Consider the following 20,679-nt stretch of genomic DNA (forward strand, 5'->3'; position numbering starts at 1 on the left):
GTCTTGCGGACATGACCCCGATTGCCGGGTGCTCCGCATCCCCCCGGAGCAAGCATGACGACAACAAAGATCCTGATCGTGGCAGCCGAGGCCTTTCCCTTGGCAAAGACGGGCGGCCTGGGCGACGCCATCACCGGCATGGCCCGCGCGCTGACCCAGGCGCAGACCCCGCCTACCCTGCTGCTGCCCGCCTATCGCGGCGTGGCGCGGCGCCTGACGAATCCCCGGCCCGTGGCCGCCCTGACCGGCCTGCCCGGCGGCAACGCCCGGCTGCTGGCGGGCGTCTGCCCGCAATCGGGCCTTTCCTTCCTGCTGCTGGAAAATGATGCGTTGTATGACCGCCCTGGCCTGTACCTGGATGAGAACGGCAATGAGCACGCGGACAACGGCCTGCGTTATGCCGCGCTGGCCCATGCCGCGGTGCGCATCGCGCAAGGTCTGCCCGGCGTGCCGCGCCCCGACGTGGTGCATGCGCACGACTGGCATGCCGCGCTGACGCCGATGCTGCTGCGCGCCGCCGGCGTGCACGCGGTGAAAAGCGTGCTGACCATCCACAACCTGGCCTTCCAGGGACAGATGCCGGTCGACGAGGCCGAGCGCCTGGGCATCCCGGCCGCCTACCGCGGTGAATCCGGCGCGCTGGCCTGGGGCCGCCTGAACTTCATGAAGGCGGGCATCCGCTACGCCGACCGCGTCACCACGGTGAGCCATTGCTATGCGCGTGAAATCCTGACGCCGGAATTCGGCTGCGGACTGGAAGCCGCGCTGCGCGAACGCGACCGCACAGGCGACCTGCTGGCCATTCCCAACGGCATCGACGCCGAACTCTGGGACCCTGCCCGCGACCGCCACCTGGGTCCGTTGCGCTACACCCCCGCGGACCTGGCCAACAAGCGCCTGTGCAAGGCGGCCGCCCAGCACGAGTTCGGCTTGCAGGCAGACCCCGATGCCGCCCTGATGATCCTGTGCAGCCGCCTGACCGGCCAGAAAATGGCCGACGTGGCGGCGCAAGCCCTGCCCCAGGCGCTGGACGCGCATCCCGAATTGCAGGTGGCGGTGCTGGGCCAGGGCGAGCGGCATCTGGAGGCTGCGTTGCAGGACCTGGCCGCGCGCTATCCACGCCGCTGCGCCGTGCGCATCGGCTATGACGAGGCCGGCGCCCACCGCTTGCATGCCGGCGGCGACGTGCTGCTGCATGGCAGCCGCTTCGAGCCCTTCGGCCTGACGCCGCTGTACGCCATGCGCTATGGGACGCTGCCGATCGGGTCGCGCGTCGGCGGCATGGCCGACACGATCGAAGATCCCGGTCCCGAGCTGCCCCTGGCCGCGATGGCCACGGCAACCGGCGTGCTGTTCGACGGTTGCGATCCGGCCGACATGACCGCGGCGATCTCGCGCGCCCTGCACCTGCGCCAGCATGGCACGCTGTGGCGCGCCATGCAGCGCAACGCCATGACCACCGATTTCAGCTGGCGGCCCGCGGTTGCCGCGTACCAGACGCTGTTCCGCGAACTGGCACCGGCCGGAACGCAGACCGTTGCCATGCCGCAGCCCGATGCCGTGGCGCCTCGCCAACGGCCCGCGCGCCAGGTATCGGGGGCCTCGTCGCCCGTGGCGCTGTGAGGAAACGGCCGATGGCAGAGCCTTCCGCCACGCTCCAGGCAAGCCCGCGCATCCACTACGCCCGCACCGGCCTGCCCGCCGCTTCGGCGGCGGACACGTCCGCACGCGACCTGCTGCTGGCCGGATTGCGGCGCGAGGGCTTTAACGCCGTGCTGGTGCCCGTGCCCTGGCTCTGCCCGCCACGCGCCCGCTCGTTGGCGCCTAGGGATGCGGACCAGGCGCCGATGGCCGATGGCGGCGTGCAGCCACTGACGCAGCGCCTGGCGCAGGATGCCGGCGCGGCGTCCAAGCATGGCCTGGCGCTGCTGCTGCGGGTGGAACTGCAACGGGTCGCGCAGGACGCCGTGGAAAGCACCGCGCCGCCCGCCTGGTATCGCGCGCCCGTGGACGACCCTGCCCGCGACCCGCGCCTGCCGCTGGCCGAACACGGCGTGCGCCAATTGCAGCCCGAGCCGCCCGCGGCGTTCATCGACGCCTGGGCCGCGCGCCTGCTGCGCTGGACACGCTGCGGCGTGGCCGGCTACGTGGTGCAGGCGCCCCCCTTTCTCGATCCGCAAGCCTGGCGCGCGCTGTTTGCGCCATCGCGCCAGGCGCGTCCCGAACTGTGCTGCCTGGCCTGGACCCCGGGGCTGGCGCCGCAGGCGCTGGCCCGCCTGCACGGCGCCGATTTCGACGGCGTGTTTTCGTCGCTGCCCTGGTGGGATTACCGGGCGTCCTGGCTGGCCGATGAACTGCAACGGCTGCGTGCCATCGGACCGGTCATCGCACCTGCCTGCGACCTCGACGGCCCCGCACCGGTGACCGGCGCGCCCGACACGCGCCGCGCCTGGGCCGCCGCCCTGAGCGGCGCGGGCTGGCTGGCCGGCGAGGCCGACCGCGGGGCGGGCGCCGCCGAGGTCAACGACTGGCTGCGCGACACGCCGGCCGAGGGCGCGCCGGCCATTGTCGTCGGCCGCGATGGCGGCGCCACGCTGATCGTGCGCGCCAACGGCGACAGCAACACGCCGGATGGCACCTCGCTGCTGGCCCTGAACCCGGACGCCACGGCCGCCGCACGGGTGGATTGGGACCTGGCGGCCGGCTTGCTGCCGCCCGGCGAGGTCCTGCCCCATGACGGCGCGCCGGCGGACGACGCGCTGCCGCCCGGCGCCTGCGTCCGCTACGACCTGTACCCCGCCCGGCCCGTGCGCACCCCGCCGCGCGTGGCCGCCAGCGTGCGCAGCGAAGGTGGCGTGACGGCGCGCGTCGCCATCGAACAGGTCACTCCGGCGGTCGACGGCGGCGCCTATCCCGTCAAACGCCGCGTGCAGGAAGCCATTGCCGTGCAGGCCGATATCTTCATGGACGGCCACGACCGGCTGGCTGCCGAACTGCGCTGGCGCGCCGATGACGAATCGGCCTGGCAGCGAGTGCCGCTGGTGGCCATCGGCAATGACCGCTGGCAGGCCGCCTTCCGCCCCGGGCGGATCGGCCCGCATGCGTTCCAGATCGCCGCCTGGTTCGACGCCTGGGAGACCTTCCGGCACGAATTGCGGGTCAAGCGCCAGGCGGGCGTGCCGCTGCGGCTGGAGATGCAGGAAGGGCTGCGGCTGCTGCACGACACCATGCCGGCCGCCCGCCGGGGCCCCGCCAGGACCGCCCGACGCGATGCCATGCCGGACAGCGCCGCGGACACCCCCATCGCCCAGCTCATCGAAGCGCTCAATGCCCGGGACGCCGACGCCGAACCGGACGCCGCGCTGCTGGATGCCTTGCTGGGCGACGAACTGGCCGCGGCCATGCGAGCCCACGACCTCCATCCGTTCGAATCGCTGTCGGCCGTCTACCCCGTGTGGGTCGACCGCCCGCAGGCCACGCACGCCGCGTGGTACGAACTGTTTCCCCGCTCGCAGGCGGCCGAACCGGGACGGCACGGCACGTTCGACGACGTCATCCTGCGCCTGCCCGACATTCGCGAGATGGGCTTTGACGTGCTGTACCTGCCGCCGATCCATCCCATCGGCCTGGCCAATCGCAAGGGCCGCAACAACAGCCTGCGCGCCGAGCCGGACGACGTCGGCAGCCCCTACGCCATCGGCTCGCCCGCCGGCGGCCATGATGCCATCGAACCCCGGCTGGGCAGCCTGGAAGACTTTCTGCGGCTGGTCGAAGCCGCCGCGGACCACGGCCTGGAACTGGCGCTGGATTTCGCGATCCAGTGCTCGCCCGACCACCCATGGCTGGCGCAGCACCCGGACTGGTTTTCGTGGCGGCCCGACGGCTCGCTGCGCTATGCCGAAAACCCGCCCAAGAAGTACGAAGACATCGTCAACGTGGCGTTCTACGGCGGGCCGCCCAAGCGGGGCCGCAAGCTGGGACTGTGGCGCGCCTTGCGCGACATCGTGCTGTTCTGGGCCGAGCATGGCGTGCGCATCTTCCGCGTGGACAACCCCCACACCAAGCCGCTGCCCTTCTGGCAGTGGCTGATCGCCGAGGTGCACGCGCGCCATCCCGACGTGCTGTTCCTGTCCGAAGCCTTCACGCGGCCCAAGATGATGTACCGCCTGGCCAAGATCGGCTTCACGCAGTCGTACACCTATTTCACCTGGCGCAACGACAAGCCCGAGCTGCAAGCCTACCTGCAGGAAATCTCGCAACCGCCAGCCGCGGATTTCTTCCGGCCGAATTTCTTCGTCAATACCCCGGACATCAACCCGCTGTTCCTGCAGACCTCGGGCCGCCCCGGCTTCCTGATCCGCGCCGCGCTGGCCGCGCTGGGTTCGGGCCTGTGGGGCGTCTACAGCGGCTTCGAGCTGTGCGAGGCCGCCCCCGTGCCGGGCAAAGAGGAATACCTGGATTCCGAGAAATACGAACTGCGCCAGCGCGACTGGCGCCAGCCCGGCAACATCCGCGCCGAGATCGGCCGCCTGAACCAGCTGCGCCGCGCCCATCCTGCCTTGCAGAGCCATCGCGGCCTGACGCTGGCGGCCAGCGGCAACGACCGCGTCATCGCCTTCGCCAAGGCCACGCCCGGCAACGGCGACGTGATCCTGGCCGCGATCAGCCTGGACCCCTTCCATGCCCAGACGGCATGGCTGGAACCGCCCTTCGGCGTGTTCGGTGCGCCCTGGCCCGACAGCCTGGTGGCCGAAGACCTGCTGGCAGGCACCCGGCAAACGTGGCACGCCCACGCCCGCCCGGTCGCGCTGTCGCCCGATCAACCCTATTGCATCTGGCGTTTGTCGCGTCATGGCTGACGCCGCCAGGGAGCCCGCCACCATGATCAACGAAACCCAGCCCCCGCAGAACGACGGCCTTTGGTACAAGGACGCCGTCATCTACCAGTTGCACGTGAAATCGTTCTTCGATTCCAACGACGACGGCGTGGGGGACCTGCCCGGCCTGATCGCCAAGCTGGACTACATCGCCAACCTGGGCGTGGACACGATCTGGCTGCTGCCCTTCTACCCATCGCCGCGCCGCGACGACGGGTACGACATTGCCGACTACCGCGGCGTGCACCCGGACTACGGCACGGTGGCCGACGTGCGCCGGCTGATCCGCGCGGCCCATGCGCGTGGCCTGCGCATCATCACCGAGCTGGTCGTGAACCATACGTCCGACCAGCATCCGTGGTTCCAGCGCGCGCGCACGGCTCGCCCGGGGTCCGCCGCCCGCAATTTCTACGTGTGGTCGGACAGCGACAAGACCTACGCCGGCACCCGCGTCATCTTCTGCGACACCGAAACGTCCAACTGGACCTGGGACCCGGTGGCCAACGCTTATTTCTGGCACCGCTTCTACTCCCACCAGCCCGACCTGAACTACGACAATCCGCAGGTGCTGAAGGAAGTGCTGTCCGTGATGCGGCACTGGCTGGACATGGGCGTGGACGGCCTGCGGCTGGACGCCGTGCCGTATCTGGTCGAACGCGAAGGCACCAACAACGAGAACCTGCCCGAGACCCACCAGGTGCTCAAGCAGATCCGCGCCGTCATCGAAACCGAATACCCGGGCCGCCTGCTGCTGGCCGAAGCCAATCAGTGGCCGGAAGACGCGCAGGAATACTTCGGCACGGGCGACGAATGCCACATGTCGTTCCACTTTCCGCTGATGCCGCGCATGTACATGGCCATTGCGCAGGAAGACCGCTTTCCCATCACCGACATCATCCGCCAGACGCCGGACATCCCCGCCAATTGCCAGTGGGCGATTTTCCTGCGCAACCACGATGAGCTGACGCTGGAAATGGTCACCAGCCGCGAACGCGACTATCTCTGGAGCGTCTACGCCGCCGATCCGCGCGCCCGCATCAACCTGGGCATCCGCCGCCGCCTGGCGCCCCTGCTGGAACGCGACCGGCGCCGCGTCGAGCTGATGAACAGCCTGCTGCTGTCGATGCCGGGCACCCCGGTGCTGTACTACGGCGACGAACTGGGCATGGGCGACAACGTGCACCTGGGCGACCGCGACGGCGTACGCACGCCGATGCAATGGTCGCCCGACCGCAACGGCGGCTTTTCCCGCGCCGATCCCGAGCGCCTGCCGCTGCCCGTGCTGATGGGCCCCCTGTATGGCTATGAAGCCGTCAATGTCGAAGCCCAGCAGCGCGACCCGCATTCGCTGTTGAACTGGACGCGCCGCATGCTGGCCCAGCGGCGCCAGAGCCATGCCTTCGGCCGCGGCACGCTGCGCTTCATCCAGGCCGGCAACCGCAAGATCCTGGCCTATCTGCGGCAGTGGCGCGACACCACCATCCTGTGCGTGGCCAACCTGTCCAACGCCGCACAGCCGGTCGAGCTGCCGCTGCAGGACTTCAAGGACCGCGTGCCGGTGGAGATGCTGGGCGGCACGCCGTTTCCCGCCATCGGCGCGCTGCCTTACCTGCTGACGCTGCCGCCCTATGGCTTTTACTGGATGGACCTGAGCGCCGACGCGGCCCCGCCGGGCTGGCACGCCAGCGGGCCGGCGCAGATGCCGGAACTGGTGACGCTGGTGCTGCGCGGCCACGCCAACGCCGTGCTGACCGACGCCTCGCGCAACACGCTGGAAACCGAGGTGCTGCCCGAATACCTGGCTCGCCAGCGCTGGTTTCCCGACGCCCGCGTCCTGCCCCGGGTGCGACTGGCCTACGCCACGCCGTTCGGGACCGAAGGCGGCGAAGAATACTACTGGGCCGAGGCGGAACCCGCCGACGATGCCCCCGGCATGCGGGTCCAGGTGCCGTTCGCCCTGGTGTGGGACGAAGCCGCGCAGATCCAGTACCCCATCGCGCGGGTGCGCCGCGGCCCCGAAGTCGGCATGCTGGCCGATGCCTTCCTGCAACCCGGCTTCGTGCACGGCATCGTGCTGGCCCTGCAAGCCGGCCGCGAATGGGACGGCCGCCAGGGCGGCAAGCCCGGCGACAAACCCGGCGTGGTGCGCGGCCTGGCCGAACCCGGCCTTGCCGCCCTGGACCTGGGGCCGGAATCCACGCTGCAATGGGTCACCGGCGAGCAGTCCAACAGCTCGGTCATCGTGGGCGGCCAGGCCATCCTGAAACTGCTGCGCAATGCCCACCCCGGTCTGTCGGCCGAGGTCGAGATGACGCGCCACCTGACCCGCGCCGGCTACGCCAACATTCCCGCCCTGCTGGGCGAGGTGCAGCGGGTGGACGCGGACGGCGTGCCCTGCACGCTGGCCGTGCTGCACGCCTACATCGCCAACGAGGGCGACGCCTGGCGCTGGACGCTGGACTACCTGAAGCGCACGCTGGCCAGCGCCCTGCTGGGCGGCGACAGCCCGCAGGAATTCGAGGCCAGCCTGGAAGGCTACGCGGTCATGGCCACCACGATCGGCCGCCGCGTGGCGCAGATGCACGCGGCCCTGGCGCGTCCGAGCGACGACGCCGCCTTCGCGCCCGCCACGGCCTCGCAGGCGGACGCGGACGCGCTGGCCGAGCGCGTCATCGCCCAGCTCGATGGCGCCATCCAGGCGCTGCAAGCCCGGCAAGGCACGCTGGAAGACGCCTCGCGCGCCTGCGCCGAATGGCTGTTCGCGCATCGCGACCGCCTGGTCGTCCAAGTGCAGCGCCTGGCGCAGGCGCTGACCGGCACGGCGCTCATTCGCGTGCACGGCGACCTGCACCTGGGCCAGGTATTGGTCGCGCAGACCGACGCGTACCTGATCGACTTCGAGGGCGAACCCGACCACCCGCTGGAACAACGCCGCCAGCGCGCGTCGCCCTGCAAGGATGTGGCGGGCATGCTGCGGTCGTTCGACTACGCCGCGGCGGCCATCGCCCGCAGCGATCCGCTGGGCGGCGCACAGACGGACGCCAACGCGGCCCCCGCAACGGATGGCGCCGCCGTCTCCGGGTCGCCGGCGCAATTGCGCGACACGTTGCTGGCGCGCTTTCGCGCCCGCGCCACCGAAGCCTTCCTGCAAGGCTACGAAGAGGCCGGCGCGCCCGCATCGCAGGCGTCGGCCGCCCTGCTGCCCCTGGCCCAGCTGGAAAAGGCCGCCTATGAAATCCGCTACGAAGCCGGCCATCGGCCCGACTGGATCTCCATTCCGCTGTGCGCCCTGACCAGTCAGGCGCAAGGCCTGGTACAGAACGCGGCCATCGATGCCGAGGATGCCTCATCATGAACCGCCGCGATCGCTCCCCGCCCGCCGCTGCCCGGCACTCGGCGCCCACGCAAGTCGACGACACGCCCGGCTGGCGTGCGTTGCTGTCCGATGACGCCCTGCACGCACTGGCCGCGGGCGACTGGCGTGCGGCGCTGCAATGGCTGGGCGCGCACCCGGACACGGTCGACGGCGTGGCCGGGCTGCGCTGCGCCGTGTGGGCCCCGAATGCCCGCCAGGTGGCGGTGGTGGGCGACTTCAACGGGTGGGACGGCAGCCGCCACCCCATGCACAAGCGCGACGAGGCGGGCGTATGGGAGCGGTTCGTGCCCGGCGTGGGCCCGGGCGCGCTGTACAAGTTCGCCATCACCGACGCCACCGGCGCCATCCGGCTGCGGGCCGACCCGCTGGCGCGCCGCAGCGAATTGCCGCCCGCCACCGCGTCGGTGGTGGACGACCCCGCCCCCTATCCCTGGACGGATGACGCCTGGATGCAGGCGCGCGGCGCCCGCCACGCGCCACACGCCCCCATCACGATCTACGAGGTCCACGCCGGCTCGTGGCTGGCGCCGGACGACGGCGCCTGCGTGTGGGACCAGCTGGCCGACAAGCTGCCCGCCTATGCCGCGTCCCTGGGATTCACCCACATCGAGCTGATGCCCATCATGGAGCACCCCTTCGGCGGCTCGTGGGGCTACCAGCCGCTGGGCCTGTTCGCCCCCAGTTCCCGCCTGGGGCCGCCCGCCGCCTTCGCGCATTTCGTCGACCGCTGCCACGCCGCCGGCGTGGGCGTGATCCTGGACTGGGTGCCCGCGCACTTTCCCGACGACGCGCATGGCCTGGTGCGCTTTGACGGCACCGCCCTGTACGAATACGACGACCCGCGCGAAGGCTACCACCCCGACTGGCACACCCAGGTCTACAACCTGGGCCGCACCGAGGTGCGCGCCTTCATGATCGCCAGCGCGCTGCACTGGCTGCGACGCTTTCACGTCGACGGCCTGCGCGTGGACGCGGTGGCCTCGATGCTGTATCGCGACTACAGCCGCAAGCCCGGCGAATGGATTCCCAACCGCCACGGCGGCCGCGAGAACCTGGAAGCCGTCGACTTCCTGAAGGCGCTGAACGACACGGTGCGCGCCGAGGTGCCCGACGCCATGATGATCGCCGAAGAATCCACCGCCTGGCCCGGCGTCACCGCGCCCGTGGCCGACGGCGGCCTGGGCTTTCACTACAAGTGGAACATGGGCTGGATGCACGACACGCTGCGCTACCTGAGCGAAGACCCGGTGCATCGCAAGTACCACCACGCCGAACTGACCTTCAGCATGGTCTACGCCTACGCCGAACGCTACGTGCTGCCGCTGTCGCACGACGAGGTGGTGCACGGCAAGGGCTCGCTGCTGCACAAGATGCCGGGCGATCTCACCGCGCGCCACGCCGGCCTGCGCGCCTACCTGGGCTATATGTGGGCACACCCCGGCAAGAAGCTGCTCTTCATGGGCAACGAACTGGCCCAGGCCGCCGAATGGAACCACGACAGCCCCATCGACTGGAACCAGCTGGACGACCCGGCCCGCAAGGGCATGCAGCGATTGGTGGGCGACCTGAACCGCCTGTATCACGACCTGCCGGCGCTGCACGCCCGCGATGCCGACCCCGCCGGCTTTGCCTGGCTGGTGCTGGACGACGCCGACAACAGTGTCGTGGCGTTCCTGCGCACCGATGGCGCCGCCCCCTTGCTGGCGGTCAGCAATTTCACGCCCGTGGCGCGGCAGGGTTATCGCGTCGGCGTGCCGCTGCCCGGCCGCTGGGCCGAAGTCCTGAACACCGACGCCGGCAGCTACGGCGGCGCCGGCCACGGCAACCTTGGCCAGGCGGCCAGCGACGGCCAGCCGGCGCACGGCCATGCGCAGTCGCTGGCGCTGACGCTGCCCGGCCTGTCCACCCTGTATTTCACGCATCAAGGCGAATGACCATGGACGCTTCCCTATTGACTCGCATGACCGCCGGCAAGCCGTATCCCCTGGGTGCGGTGAGCGACGGCCTGGGCGTGAACTTCGCCGTGTTCTCGGCCAACGCCACCCGCATGGAGGTCTGCGTCTTCGATGCCCGTGGCCGCAAGGAACTGCGCCGCTTCGACCTGCCCGAGTGCACCGACGAGATCTGGCATGGCTACCTGCCCGACGCCCAGCCCGGGCTGGTCTACGGCCTGCGCGCCCACGGCCCGTACGATCCGCGCAATGGCCACCGCTTCAATCCACACAAGCTGCTGCTGGACCCGTACGCCCGCCACCTGACCGGCCCGGTCAACTGGAGCGACGCGCTGTTCGGCTACCGCATGAACCACCCGCGCGCCGACCTCAGCCTGGACCGGCGCGACAGCGCACCCGCCATGCCCAAGGCGATCGTGGTCGACGATGCGCCGTTCAACTGGGGCAGCAGCAAGGCGCCTGACACGCCGTGGACCGACACGGTCATCTATGAAGTGCATGTGCGCGGCGCGTCCATGCAGCGCGAAGACCTGCGCCAGCCGCTGCGCGGCACCTGCGCCGCGCTGGCCGATCCCCGCTTCATCGAACACTTGCAGCGCCTGGGCGTCACCACCGTGGAATTGCTGCCGGTGCATGCGTTTCTGCAAGACCACTTCCTGATCGAACGGGGGTTGCGCAACTACTGGGGCTACAACACCCTGTCGTTCTTCGCCCCCGAGCCGACCTACCTGCAAAGCGGGCCGAACGACCTGCGCCAGGCCATCCGGCGCCTGCACGCGGCGGGCCTGGAAGTCATCCTGGACGTGGTCTACAACCACACCTGCGAAGGCAACGAGCTCGGCCCCACCCTGTCCTGGCGCGGCCTGGACAACGCCAGCTACTACCGGCTGGTGCCGGGCGAAGAGCGCCACTACATCAACGACACCGGCTGCGGCAATACCGTCAACCTGTCGCACCCGCGGGTGCTGCAGATGGTGACCGACTCGCTGCGCTACTGGATGCAGTCGTACGGCGTCGACGGCTTTCGCTTCGACCTGGGGGTGACCCTGGGCCGCGAAGGCACCGGCTTCGATCCCGGCTCGGGCTTTTTCGACGCCTTGCTGCAAGACCCGCAGCTGGCGCGCGCCAAGCTCATTTCCGAACCGTGGGACATCGGTCCCGACGGCTATCAGCTGGGCAACCATCCGCCCGGGTTCGCGGAATGGAACGACCGCTACCGCGACACCACGCGCCGCTATTGGCGCGGCGACGACGGCCAGCGCGGCGACATGGCCGCCCGCCTGGCGGGGTCGCGCGACGTGTTCGACCGGCGTCATCGCCGCCCCTGGGCCAGCGTCAATTTCATTGCCTCGCACGACGGCTTCACCACGCGGGACATCGTCAGCTACGACGGCAGCCACAACGAGGCCAATGGCGAAGGCGGCACCGACGGCCATTCGGAAAACTACAGCCACAACTGGGGCGAGGAAGGGCCCACCACCGACGAGGCCATCCTGCAACGCCGGGCCCGCGTGCAACGCGCGCTGCTGGCCACGCTGTGCCTGTCCGACGGCACGCCGATGCTGCTGGCGGGCGACGAATTCGGCAACAGCCAGGACGGCAACAACAACGCCTACTGCCAGGACAACGCCCTGTCGTGGCTGGACTGGACCCAGGCGCAAAGCGACGAGGGGCGCGCGCTGAGCCAGTTCGTGGCGCGCGCGCTGGCCTTGCGACGCGGCCATCCAGGCCTGCGCGCGGCGCGCTATGGCGATGCCGCCGCCGAAATCTGCCCGGGCGTCGCGGCGGTCAGCTGGTTCAACCCCGACGGCCAGCCCATCGACGCGGCCTCATGGGAAGATGGCGGCGCCAAGCCCATGGCGCTGCGCCGCGCCGCGTTGCGCGAAGACGGCAGCGCCGATGTCACGCTGCTGCTGTTGAATCCCGGCCAGGAAGCCGTGGCCTTCACCTTGCCCGAGCCGGCGCTGGCCTGGATCCGTGAACTGGATTCCTCTGCCCCCACCGCGGCCGTGCCGGTCAACGGCGGCGAGGTGCCGGTCGAAGCCCAGAGCCTGGTGCTGCTGACCGCGGCCCGCATGCCCGGGGAGGCGCCATGACGGCCTGGCCCGAGCCCTATTCGTTTGGCGCGCTGCCGCTGCCCGACGGCCGCACCCGCTTTCGCCTGTGGGCGCCGACCGCCTCGCCCGGGCTGGCCCTGCTGGTCGAGGGGCGCGCGCCGATCGCGCTGCAACCGGACGCACTGGGCTTCGCCCAGGTCGATGTGGATTGCCCTCCCGGCACGCGCTACCGTTATCGCCTGGCCGATGGCCTGACGGTGCCGGACCCGGCGTCGCGCCTGCAATGGGGCGACGCCCATGGCGATAGCGTCGTCGTCGGCCCGGACGCCTACCCATGGCGCCATCCCGACTGGACCGGCCGGCCCTGGGAAGAGACGGTGCTGTACGAAGTGCACCCCGGGTTGGCGGGCGGCTACGCGGGCCTGCGCCAGCGGCTGCCGGCCTTGGCTCGCCTGGGCGTGACGCTGCTGGAACTCATGCCCATTGCCGACTTCCCCGGCCCGCGCAACTGGGGGTACGACGGCGTGCTGCCGTACGCGCCGGATACCGCCTATGGCACGCCCGACGCGCTGAAGGACCTGATCGATACCGCCCATGGCCTGGGCATGGGGGTCATGCTGGACGTGGTCTACAACCATTTCGGCCCGGACGGCAATTTTCTGCCGCACTACGCCGCCTCTTTCTTTCGCGACGACGTCCGCACGCCCTGGGGCGCGGCCATCGATTTTCGCCAGGCCGCCGTGCGGCGCTTTTTCGAGGAAAACGCGCTGTACTGGCTAAGCGAATTCCGCTTCGATGGCCTGCGGCTCGATGCCGTGCACGCCATTGCCGGCCACGGATGGCTGCCCGAGCTGGCCCGCCACGTGCGCGGCCAACTGCCCGCACGCCACGTGCACCTGGTGCTGGAAAACGACGACAACCGCGCCTCGTTGCTGCAGGCCGGCTACGACGCCCAGTGGAACGACGACGCCCACCACGTGCTGCACCATCTCGTGACGGGTGAAGCCCACGGCTACTACGCCGACTACGCCACCCACCCCGCCCGGGCGCTGGCCCGCTGCCTGCAAGAGGGTTGGCTGTACCAAGGCCAGCCGTCGGCCCATCGCGGCGGCGCGCCGCGCGGCGAGCCCAGCGCCCATCTGCCCAGCACCGCCTTCGTGCTGTTCCTGCAGAACCACGACCAGACCGGCAACCGCGCCCAGGGCGATCGGCTGACCGCCCTGGTGCCGTCGGCCGACCGCCTGCGCGCCGCCGTGGCCCTGCAACTGCTGGCCCCGCAGGTGCCGCTGATTTTCATGGGCGAAGAAATCGGCAGCCAGGCGCCCTTCCTGTACTTCACCAGCCATGCCGACCCGACCCTGGCCGATGCGGTCCGCGAAGGCCGGCAGCTGGAATTCGCGGCCCTTGCACAAGGCAACGACCCGGACACCCTGCCCGACCCCAACGCCGAAACCACCTATCTGCGCAGCCAGCCGTGGGGGGACGAAGATCTGGATGACGCCCAGGCCTGGCGCACGTATTACGAAGCGCTGCTGCAATTGCGCCAGCGGCTGCTTGCGCCGCGCCTGCGCGGCGCAAGCAGCCTCGGCGCCCGCGCAGTGGGTGAACACGCCGTGCTGGCCCGGTGGGCCATGAATGACGGCGCCGTACTGACGCTTTACGCCAACCTGGGGCCCGACCACGTGCCGCTGCCGGCGGACCTCGCGCCCGCCGGCGGCTTTGGCGAGGTGCTGTTCGAATCGCTGCCCGGCGCGTTCGACGCCATCGGCACAGGCAGCCTGTGTCGCGGCAGCACGGTGTATCTGTTGCAGGAGGCCCCATGACGGCTCCCCACGCCGCGCTGGCGGCGCTGGCCGCCGAAGCCGGCCTGGCCGAGCACTGGACCGATGCGCATGGCCACCCCCGGGTCGTGGCGCCGGACACGCTGCGTGCCTTGCTGCGCGCCATGGACCTGCCGGCCGACGCCGACGGCCAGATCCAGGCAAGCCGCCGGCACCTGGCCGACAGCCATGCCCACCTGCCGCCCATGCGGGTCGCGGTGGCGGGCGGCACGCTCAGCCTGCCCGCACGCTGCGCCGGCCGCTATGCCATCCACGCCCCCCAGGCAGCCCCGTTGCGCGGACACACCAGCCCGGGCATCGGCGGCGCGCCCGAGCTGGCGGTGCCGACCCAGCCAGGCTACTACCAGCTGGAACTGGCCGGCGGCACCACCACCCTGGCCGTCGCGCCGCCCAGCGCGCCGACCCTGGCGCAGTTGCTGGGCGATGCCGCGCCGCGTGCCTGGGGCCTGGCTGCGCAGGTCTACAGCCTGCGCTACCGCGGGCCGGACGCCGCCCGGTCCACGCAGGGCTTTGGCGACTTCGGCGCGCTGCGCGAACTGGCCGGCGCCGCCGGGGCCGCGGGCGCCGATGCGCTGGCCATCAGTCCCGTGCACGCGCTGTTCGCCGACGACCCGACCCAATTCAGTCCCTATTCCCCTTCCAGCCGCTTGTTCCTTAACACCCTGTATGCCGACCCCGGCGTGCTGGGCGAGGCGCCCCTGCGCGCAGCGCTGGCGCGCCTGCCGCCGGCCGCCGCCTCGGCGCTGCAGGCCCTGGACGCACAAGACCTGATCGACTGGCCGCAGGCGGCCCGCTGGCGTCAGCAGCTGCTGCGCGAACTGCATCGCGGCTTCGGTGCGCAAGCCTCGGCGCCCGAGCAACAGGCCTTCCAGGCCTTCTGCACCGCGGGCGGACAGGACCTGCGTGACCACGCCCTGTTCGAAACCCTGCATGCACGCCAGGCGCAGTTTCCCGGCGCGCCCGCCACCTGGGCCGACTGGCCGCAGGCGCTGCGCGACCCGCGATCGGCGCAGGCCGAGGCCGCCGCCCGCACGCACGCGGACGAACTCGACTTTCACCGGTTCGCGCAATGGCTGGCGGCGCTCAGCCTGTCCAGCGCGCACGCCGCGGCCCGGCAGGCCGGCATGCGCGTGGGCCTGATTGCGGACCTGGCCATCGGCGCCCACCCGGCCGGCAGCCATGCCTGGAGCCGCCAGGCCGATCTGCTGCGGCACGCCAGCGTCGGCGCGCCGCCCGACATCCACAACCCGCTGGGCCAGGCGTGGTCGCTCACCGCCCTGTCGCCCCGCGCGCTGCGCGATTCCGGCTACGCGGCCTTCCTGGCGTTGCTGCGCGCCAGCCTGGCGCAGGCGGGCGGACTGCGCATCGACCATATCCTGGGCCTGGCCCGCCTGTGGCTGATTCCCGATGGCGCGGGCGCGGCCGACGGCGCCTACCTGCGCTACCCGCTGCGCGCGCTGCTGCGGCTGACGGCGCTGGAAGCGTGGCGCCACCGGGCCCTGGTGATCGGTGAAAACCTGGGCACGGTGCCCGAGGGCTTTGACGACGCACTGCGCGAGCACGGCCTGCTGGGCATGAACGTGCTCTGGTTCATGCGCGGTCCGCCCAGCCCGCGCGCCCCCGCGGCATTCCTGCCGCCGGCCGCCTGGCCGGCCAGCGCCGCCGCCATGACCACGACGCATGACCTGCCCACGCTGCGGGGCTGGTGGCAGGGCCACGATCTCGACTGGCGCGCGCGGCTCGGGCTGACGGGTCCGCACGAGGCTCCCGCCGAGCTGCACGCCCAGCGCGAGGCGGATCGCGAACACCTGTGGCAAGCCGTGCGCGACCACGCGCATTTGCCCGCCAGCCCGGCGCCGGCGCAGGCCCCCGGCGCCGCACTGCTCGCCTTCGTCGCCGCCACGCCTTGTCCGCTCACGCTGGTGCCCCTGGAAGACGCCACCGGCATGCTCGAACAGCCCAACCTGCCGGGTGCCGACGCACGGCATCCCAACTGGCGCCAGCGCCAGCCGCTGGACGCGGCCCGCTGCCTGGACGACCCGGCGGTGCGCACGCGGCTCGCGCCGCTGCGCGCCCTGAGAGACCGCAAACCATGACGCTTGCCTTGCCCCCCACCGCCACCGCCGGGCGGCCGCGCGCCACCGCCCGCCTGCAGCTGCATGCCGGCTTCACCCTGGATGATGCCGCCGCCCAGGCGCCCTACTACGCCGCGCTCGGCGTCAGCCACCTGTACCTGTCGCCCATCACGACGGCACGCACGGGATCCACCCACGGCTACGACGTCATCGACCACGGCCGCGTCAATCCCGAACTGGGCGGCGAGCCCGCCCTGCAACGCCTGGCCACTGCCGCCCGTGCGCTCGGCCTGGGCCTCATCGCCGACATCGTGCCCAACCACATGGCCGCGCACGTCTCGAACCGCTGGTGGGCCGACGTGCTGCGCCATGGCGAACGCAGCGCGTATTCGCGGCATTTCGACATCGACTGGCGTGCACCGGATCCCGCGCTGCGCGGCAAAGTGCTGCTGCCGGTCTTGCCCGATTCCTACGGCACCTGTTTGGAATCGGGGGGCCTGGCGCTGGTGCCGGACGGCCGCGCCGGCTACGCGATTGCCGTCGGCGATCAACGCTATCCGCTCGCGCAGGCCACGCTGGACGCCGGCGGCACGCCCGCCCAGGTCTGCGCTGCCCACGCGGCGGACACACCGCAGGGCCGGCAGCGGCTGCATGCGTTGCTGGAGCGCCAGCACTACCGCCTGGCCTGGTGGGCCACCGCGCCCGACCAGATCAATTGGCGGCGCTTCTTCGAGGTCAGCGAGCTGATCGGCGTGCGGGTCGAGGACGACGCGGTCTTCGACGCCGTGCACGCGTTGCCCCTGCGCCTGTACCACCAGGGCCTGCTGGACGGCCTGCGCATCGACCACGTCGACGGCCTGGCCGCGCCCGGCGCGTACCTGCGGCGCCTGCGCGGCCTGCTGGCGCAAGCCGGCCCCGCGCGCCAACAGGCCGGCCTGTGCCCCGAGCCCTACCTGATCGTGGAAAAAATCCTGGCCCACGACGAAACGCCCGACCCGCGCTGGGGGGCCGACGGCACCACCGGCTACGACTTCATGGACCAGGTCGGCGCCCTGCTGCATGCCCCGGCCGCCCGCGACGGCCTGGAACAATTCTGGCAGCGCCTGAGCGGCCAGCACGACAGCGCGTCCGAGCAACTGCTGACCGTGCGCCGCCTCATGCTGGAGCGGCACTTCGTCGCCGAACGGCAGACGCTGGTGCGCGCCTTGACGCGGGTGGCGCGGCTGGACCTGCGCACCCGGGATTGCGCCGGCCCGGCCATCGACCGCGTGCTGTCCGCCGTGCTCGCCGCCTTTGCCGTCTACCGCAGCTATGCGGAAGACGGCGGCCGCGGCGCGGCGGACGAGGCCCGTATGCAGGCCGCCCTGGCCGACGCCCGCCGCCAGCTCGGGGCGCGCCCCGGCAGCGCCGACGACCGCCTGCTCCAGCTGCTCGGCCAGTGGCTGGACGGCACGCCCGGCGAACCGCAGGACGCCAGCGCCGGCCGCGCCCTGCAAAGCGCCCGCGACCGTGCGCTGCGCCACTTCCAGCAACTGACCCCGCCGCTCGCGGCCAAAGCCCTGGAAGACACCCTGTTCTACCGTTACGCCCCGCTGCTTTCGCGCAACGAAGTCGGCTCCAGTCCCGCCCGCTTCTCGCTGGACCCGCAGGCGTTTCACGCCGCCTGCGTCGCACGCGCCCGCAGCCACCCCGATGCCATGCTGGCCACCGCCACGCACGACCACAAGCGCGGCGAAGACAGCCGCTGCCGCCTGGCCGCGCTGACCGAAGATCCGCAAGGCTGGATCCACACCGCGCAAGCCTGGATAGAACGCCTGCCCACGCAGGACGGCATGCCGTCCCGGGCCGACCGCTATCAGTTGCTGCAAAGCCTGGTCGGCGCGTGGCCGCTGGACCTGGCGCCGGGCGACATCGACACCCGCCCCGACCTCGTCGCGGCCTGCCTGGAGCGCCTGGCGCAATGGCAGCAGAAAGCCCTGCGCGAAGCCAAGCAGCACAGCAGCTGGACCAGCCCCGACACGGCGTACGAACAGGCGGCCCGCCATGCCCTGGACCATCTGCTGGCCGAGCCCGAGGGCCGCGCCCTGCTGCGCGAGATCGCCGCGTACGCGCTGCGCCTGGCCCCGGCGGGCCTGGTCAACAGCCTGACGCAGACCTTGCTGCGCAACACCCTGCCCGGGGTGCCGGACCTGTACCAGGGCACGGACCTGTGGGACTTCAGCCTGGTCGATCCCGACAACCGCCGGCCGGTGGATTACGCCGCGCGCGCCGCGCTGCTGGCCGAGACCTCGCCCGACAGTCCGCTGGCGGGTTGCGCCGGCGCCTGGCGCAGCGGCGCGGTCAAGCAGGCCCTGATCCAGCGCGCACTGCGGTTGCGCGCCCGCTTTCCCGAGCTGCTGCGCCACGCCGACTGCCGTCCCGTCGCGGCCCAGGGGCCGCAGGCCGATCGCATCGTGGCCTATTTGCGGCGCCATGACGGCCAGGACCTGCTGCTGGTGGTGCCCCGGCTGTGCGCCGTGGCGGTCGCCGGCTACGCCCAGGGCGATGCCGCCACCGCCCGCACCTTTTGGACGGACACGCGGCTGCTGCTGCCGCGCGAAGCGGGCCGGGTCTTCCTGGATGTGCTGTCAGGCCGGCGGCACCAGGTCGGCGCGGCGGGCGAACTGGCCGTGCTGCCGCTGCTGCGCGACCACCCGGTGGCGCTCTGCGCCACCGGCGCCTAGGGCGCCCGGCCCTCGGGCACGGGCCCGGGATCGCGCTTGAGCAGGTCGATGAGCAGCGCCATCGACCATGGCTTGGGCAGCAGCGGAAAGACGCGCGGCCCCGACCGGTGCAGGATGTCGTCGGCCCCCGTCGTCAGGATGATGCGGATGTGCGGCCACATCGAACGGATACGATGCGCCAGCTCAATGCCGTTCAGGCCGGCCATCTCGATATCGGTGATCACCAGGTCACAACCGCCGTGGGTCTCGGCCAGCAGGTCCAGCGCCTGATCGGCGCCGGTGCACAACGTGACCTCGTGGCCCAGGTCTTCCAGCAGCGCACGCAATACCTCCGCCACGCTGGCGTCGTCCTCGACCAGCACGATGCGTTCGAACGCCTCGCCGGGATCAGCCGGCGGGGCTTGCACGGCCTGGATATCGCCCCGCAATGCGTCTTCCGGAATGGTGATGGTGAACGTGGACCCTTCGCCTTCCTTGCTGCTCACGCTGACGTCGCCGCCGGACTGCCGGGCGAATCCGAACACCTGGCTCAGCCCCAGGCCGGTACCCTTGTCGATCGGCTTGGTGGAAAAGAAGGGCTCGAACACGTGCGCCAGGACCTCGGGCGCCATGCCGCTGCCCGCATCGCGCACGGCAATCGCCACGCACGGCCGGCCCCCGCCCGCCGGGTCCGGGCCGGCCACGCCGTTCGCGCGGCACAGCGAGATCGTCAAGGTTCCGCCTTGCGGCATGGCGTCGCGCGCGTTGACCACGATGTTCAGGATCGCGGTCTCGAGCTGGTTCGGATCGGCGCAGATGTAAAGCGGGCCATCCTCGAAGCGGTAGTCGATCCTGATGCCCGCCCCGGCCGTGGCCGCGAAGATATCCTGCATGCCCTCGATGCAGCCGCGCACGTCAAAGCGTGCGGGCTTCAACGGTTGGCGGCGTGCGTACGCCAGCAATTGCGCCGTCAAATGGCCGGCACGATCCACCGCCGCGGCAATCAGTCCGGCCAGTTCCAGCCGCTTGGGCGCCTCGACGGTGGGCTTGGCCAGCATGTCGGCGGCAAAGCGGATGGTGGTCAGGAAATTGTTGAAATCATGCGCCACCCCGCCGGTCAGGCGGCCCAGCGCTTCCAGCTTCTGCGAGTGATACAGGGCTTCGCGCGCGGCTTCCACCTCTTGCTGCGCATTTTTCTTTTCGGTCAGGTCGCGCGTGATCTTGGCAAAACCCAGGATGCTGCCGTCGTCGTCGCGGATGGTATCCATGACGACGCTGCACCAGAAGCGCTGGCCGTTCTTGTGCACGCGCCAGCCTTCGTCCTCGAAGCGGCCCTCGCGTCTTGCGGTTTCCAGCGCCCGCTGGGGCAGGCCGGCGGCGCGGTCCTCTTCGGTGTAGAAAAGAGAAAAATCCTCGCCCGCGACTTCCTGCAGCGTGTACCCCTTGAACTGCTCGGCGCCCTTGTTCAGGCTGATCACCCGGCCCTCGGCATCGAGCAGGTAGATCTGGTAGTCCATCACGGCGTCGACCAGCAGCCGGTAGCGGTTTTCACCTGCCAGCCGAAGCGCTGATTCGCCTCGCGTCCTGACCTGCGCAGATGTAGACATGGGAGTTCCTCGATGGGGCGCCGCAACGCCGCTGGAAAAGGGAACTTGATGGGCGCCACAGGCACCGCTTCGGTCCGAACTGCCTTCACCGCAAGCTTCATTATGCGCGCCGTGCCGACCGCCCGCGACCTTATTCTGTGAGTGTCTGTCAGCACCTGCGACGGCCCGGGAAATGGGCGATTTCCGGCATGG

Annotated in this window: 9 protein-coding genes; 8 read left to right on the forward strand and 1 reads right to left on the reverse strand. The window is 71.0% G+C overall.

The genetic code is table 11. The annotated features are described in order from the left end of the window. Window positions 1–54: 54 nt before the first annotated feature. From glgA to treY, 8 genes are read left to right on the forward strand one after another with little or no spacing between them, the layout of a single operon-like run. Window positions 55–1,623, forward strand: coding sequence for a glycogen synthase GlgA (gene glgA, locus ACUDP5_RS20080; protein WP_445657014.1), 1,569 nt, complete (start codon window positions 55–57; stop codon window positions 1,621–1,623). A gap of 11 nt (window positions 1,624–1,634) precedes the next feature. Next, window positions 1,635–4,859 (forward strand): maltotransferase domain-containing protein, encoded by a 3,225-nt coding sequence (locus ACUDP5_RS20085; RefSeq protein ID WP_445657015.1) that lies wholly within the window; start codon window positions 1,635–1,637, stop codon window positions 4,857–4,859. Continuing rightward, window positions 4,852–8,232 carry a maltose alpha-D-glucosyltransferase gene (gene treS, locus ACUDP5_RS20090; protein ID WP_445657016.1) on the forward strand — a complete coding sequence of 1,127 codons (3,381 nt, stop codon included), beginning with the start codon at window positions 4,852–4,854 and terminating at the stop codon, window positions 8,230–8,232. Before ACUDP5_RS20085 ends, treS begins: the two co-directional genes overlap by 8 nt. Next, window positions 8,229–10,187, forward strand: a complete 1,959-nt coding sequence (gene glgB / locus ACUDP5_RS20095) for a 1,4-alpha-glucan branching protein GlgB (protein WP_445657017.1) — start codon at window positions 8,229–8,231, stop codon at window positions 10,185–10,187. The genes treS and glgB overlap by 4 nt, the downstream gene beginning before the upstream one ends. Before the next feature lie 2 nt (window positions 10,188–10,189). After that, window positions 10,190–12,301, forward strand: coding sequence for a glycogen debranching protein GlgX (glgX, locus tag ACUDP5_RS20100; RefSeq protein WP_445657018.1), 2,112 nt, complete (start codon window positions 10,190–10,192; stop codon window positions 12,299–12,301). Next, window positions 12,298–14,085 (forward strand): malto-oligosyltrehalose trehalohydrolase, encoded by a 1,788-nt coding sequence (treZ, locus tag ACUDP5_RS20105; RefSeq protein ID WP_445657019.1) that lies wholly within the window; start codon window positions 12,298–12,300, stop codon window positions 14,083–14,085. The genes glgX and treZ overlap by 4 nt, the downstream gene beginning before the upstream one ends. Then, entirely contained in the window at window positions 14,082–16,199 is a 2,118-nt protein-coding gene (gene malQ / locus ACUDP5_RS20110) for a 4-alpha-glucanotransferase (RefSeq protein WP_445657020.1), read from the forward strand. Before treZ ends, malQ begins: the two co-directional genes overlap by 4 nt. Beyond that, the gene (treY, locus tag ACUDP5_RS20115) at window positions 16,196–18,901 is read left to right on the forward strand and encodes a malto-oligosyltrehalose synthase (protein ID WP_445657021.1); all 2,706 of its coding nucleotides are present in this window, start codon (window positions 16,196–16,198) and stop codon (window positions 18,899–18,901) included. Before malQ ends, treY begins: the two co-directional genes overlap by 4 nt. Here treY and ACUDP5_RS20120 read toward each other — a convergent pair. Further along, on the reverse strand, window positions 18,898–20,487 hold the full coding sequence (locus ACUDP5_RS20120; protein ID WP_445657022.1) for an ATP-binding protein: 1,590 nt from the start codon (window positions 20,485–20,487) through the stop codon (window positions 18,898–18,900). The genes treY and ACUDP5_RS20120 overlap by 4 nt on opposite strands. Window positions 20,488–20,679 lie beyond the last annotated feature (192 nt).

The sequence above is a fragment of the Achromobacter sp. NCFB-sbj8-Ac1-l genome, from assembly GCF_052695805.1.

Excerpts from the sequence above, each read along its gene's own strand:
- treS (WP_445657016.1), top strand. The coding sequence starts at position 4,852 with ATGGCTGACGCCGCCAGGGAGCCCGCCACCATGATCAACGAAACCCAG.
- ACUDP5_RS20085 (WP_445657015.1), top strand. The coding sequence starts at position 1,635 with ATGGCAGAGCCTTCCGCCACGCTCCAGGCAAGCCCGCGCATCCACTAC.
- glgB (WP_445657017.1), top strand. The coding sequence starts at position 8,229 with ATGAACCGCCGCGATCGCTCCCCGCCCGCCGCTGCCCGGCACTCGGCG.
- malQ (WP_445657020.1), top strand. The coding sequence starts at position 14,082 with ATGACGGCTCCCCACGCCGCGCTGGCGGCGCTGGCCGCCGAAGCCGGC.
- ACUDP5_RS20120 (WP_445657022.1), bottom strand. The coding sequence starts at position 20,487 with ATGTCTACATCTGCGCAGGTCAGGACGCGAGGCGAATCAGCGCTTCGG.
- treY (WP_445657021.1), top strand. The coding sequence starts at position 16,196 with ATGACGCTTGCCTTGCCCCCCACCGCCACCGCCGGGCGGCCGCGCGCC.
- treZ (WP_445657019.1), top strand. The coding sequence starts at position 12,298 with ATGACGGCCTGGCCCGAGCCCTATTCGTTTGGCGCGCTGCCGCTGCCC.
- glgA (WP_445657014.1), top strand. The coding sequence starts at position 55 with ATGACGACAACAAAGATCCTGATCGTGGCAGCCGAGGCCTTTCCCTTG.
- glgX (WP_445657018.1), top strand. The coding sequence starts at position 10,190 with ATGGACGCTTCCCTATTGACTCGCATGACCGCCGGCAAGCCGTATCCC.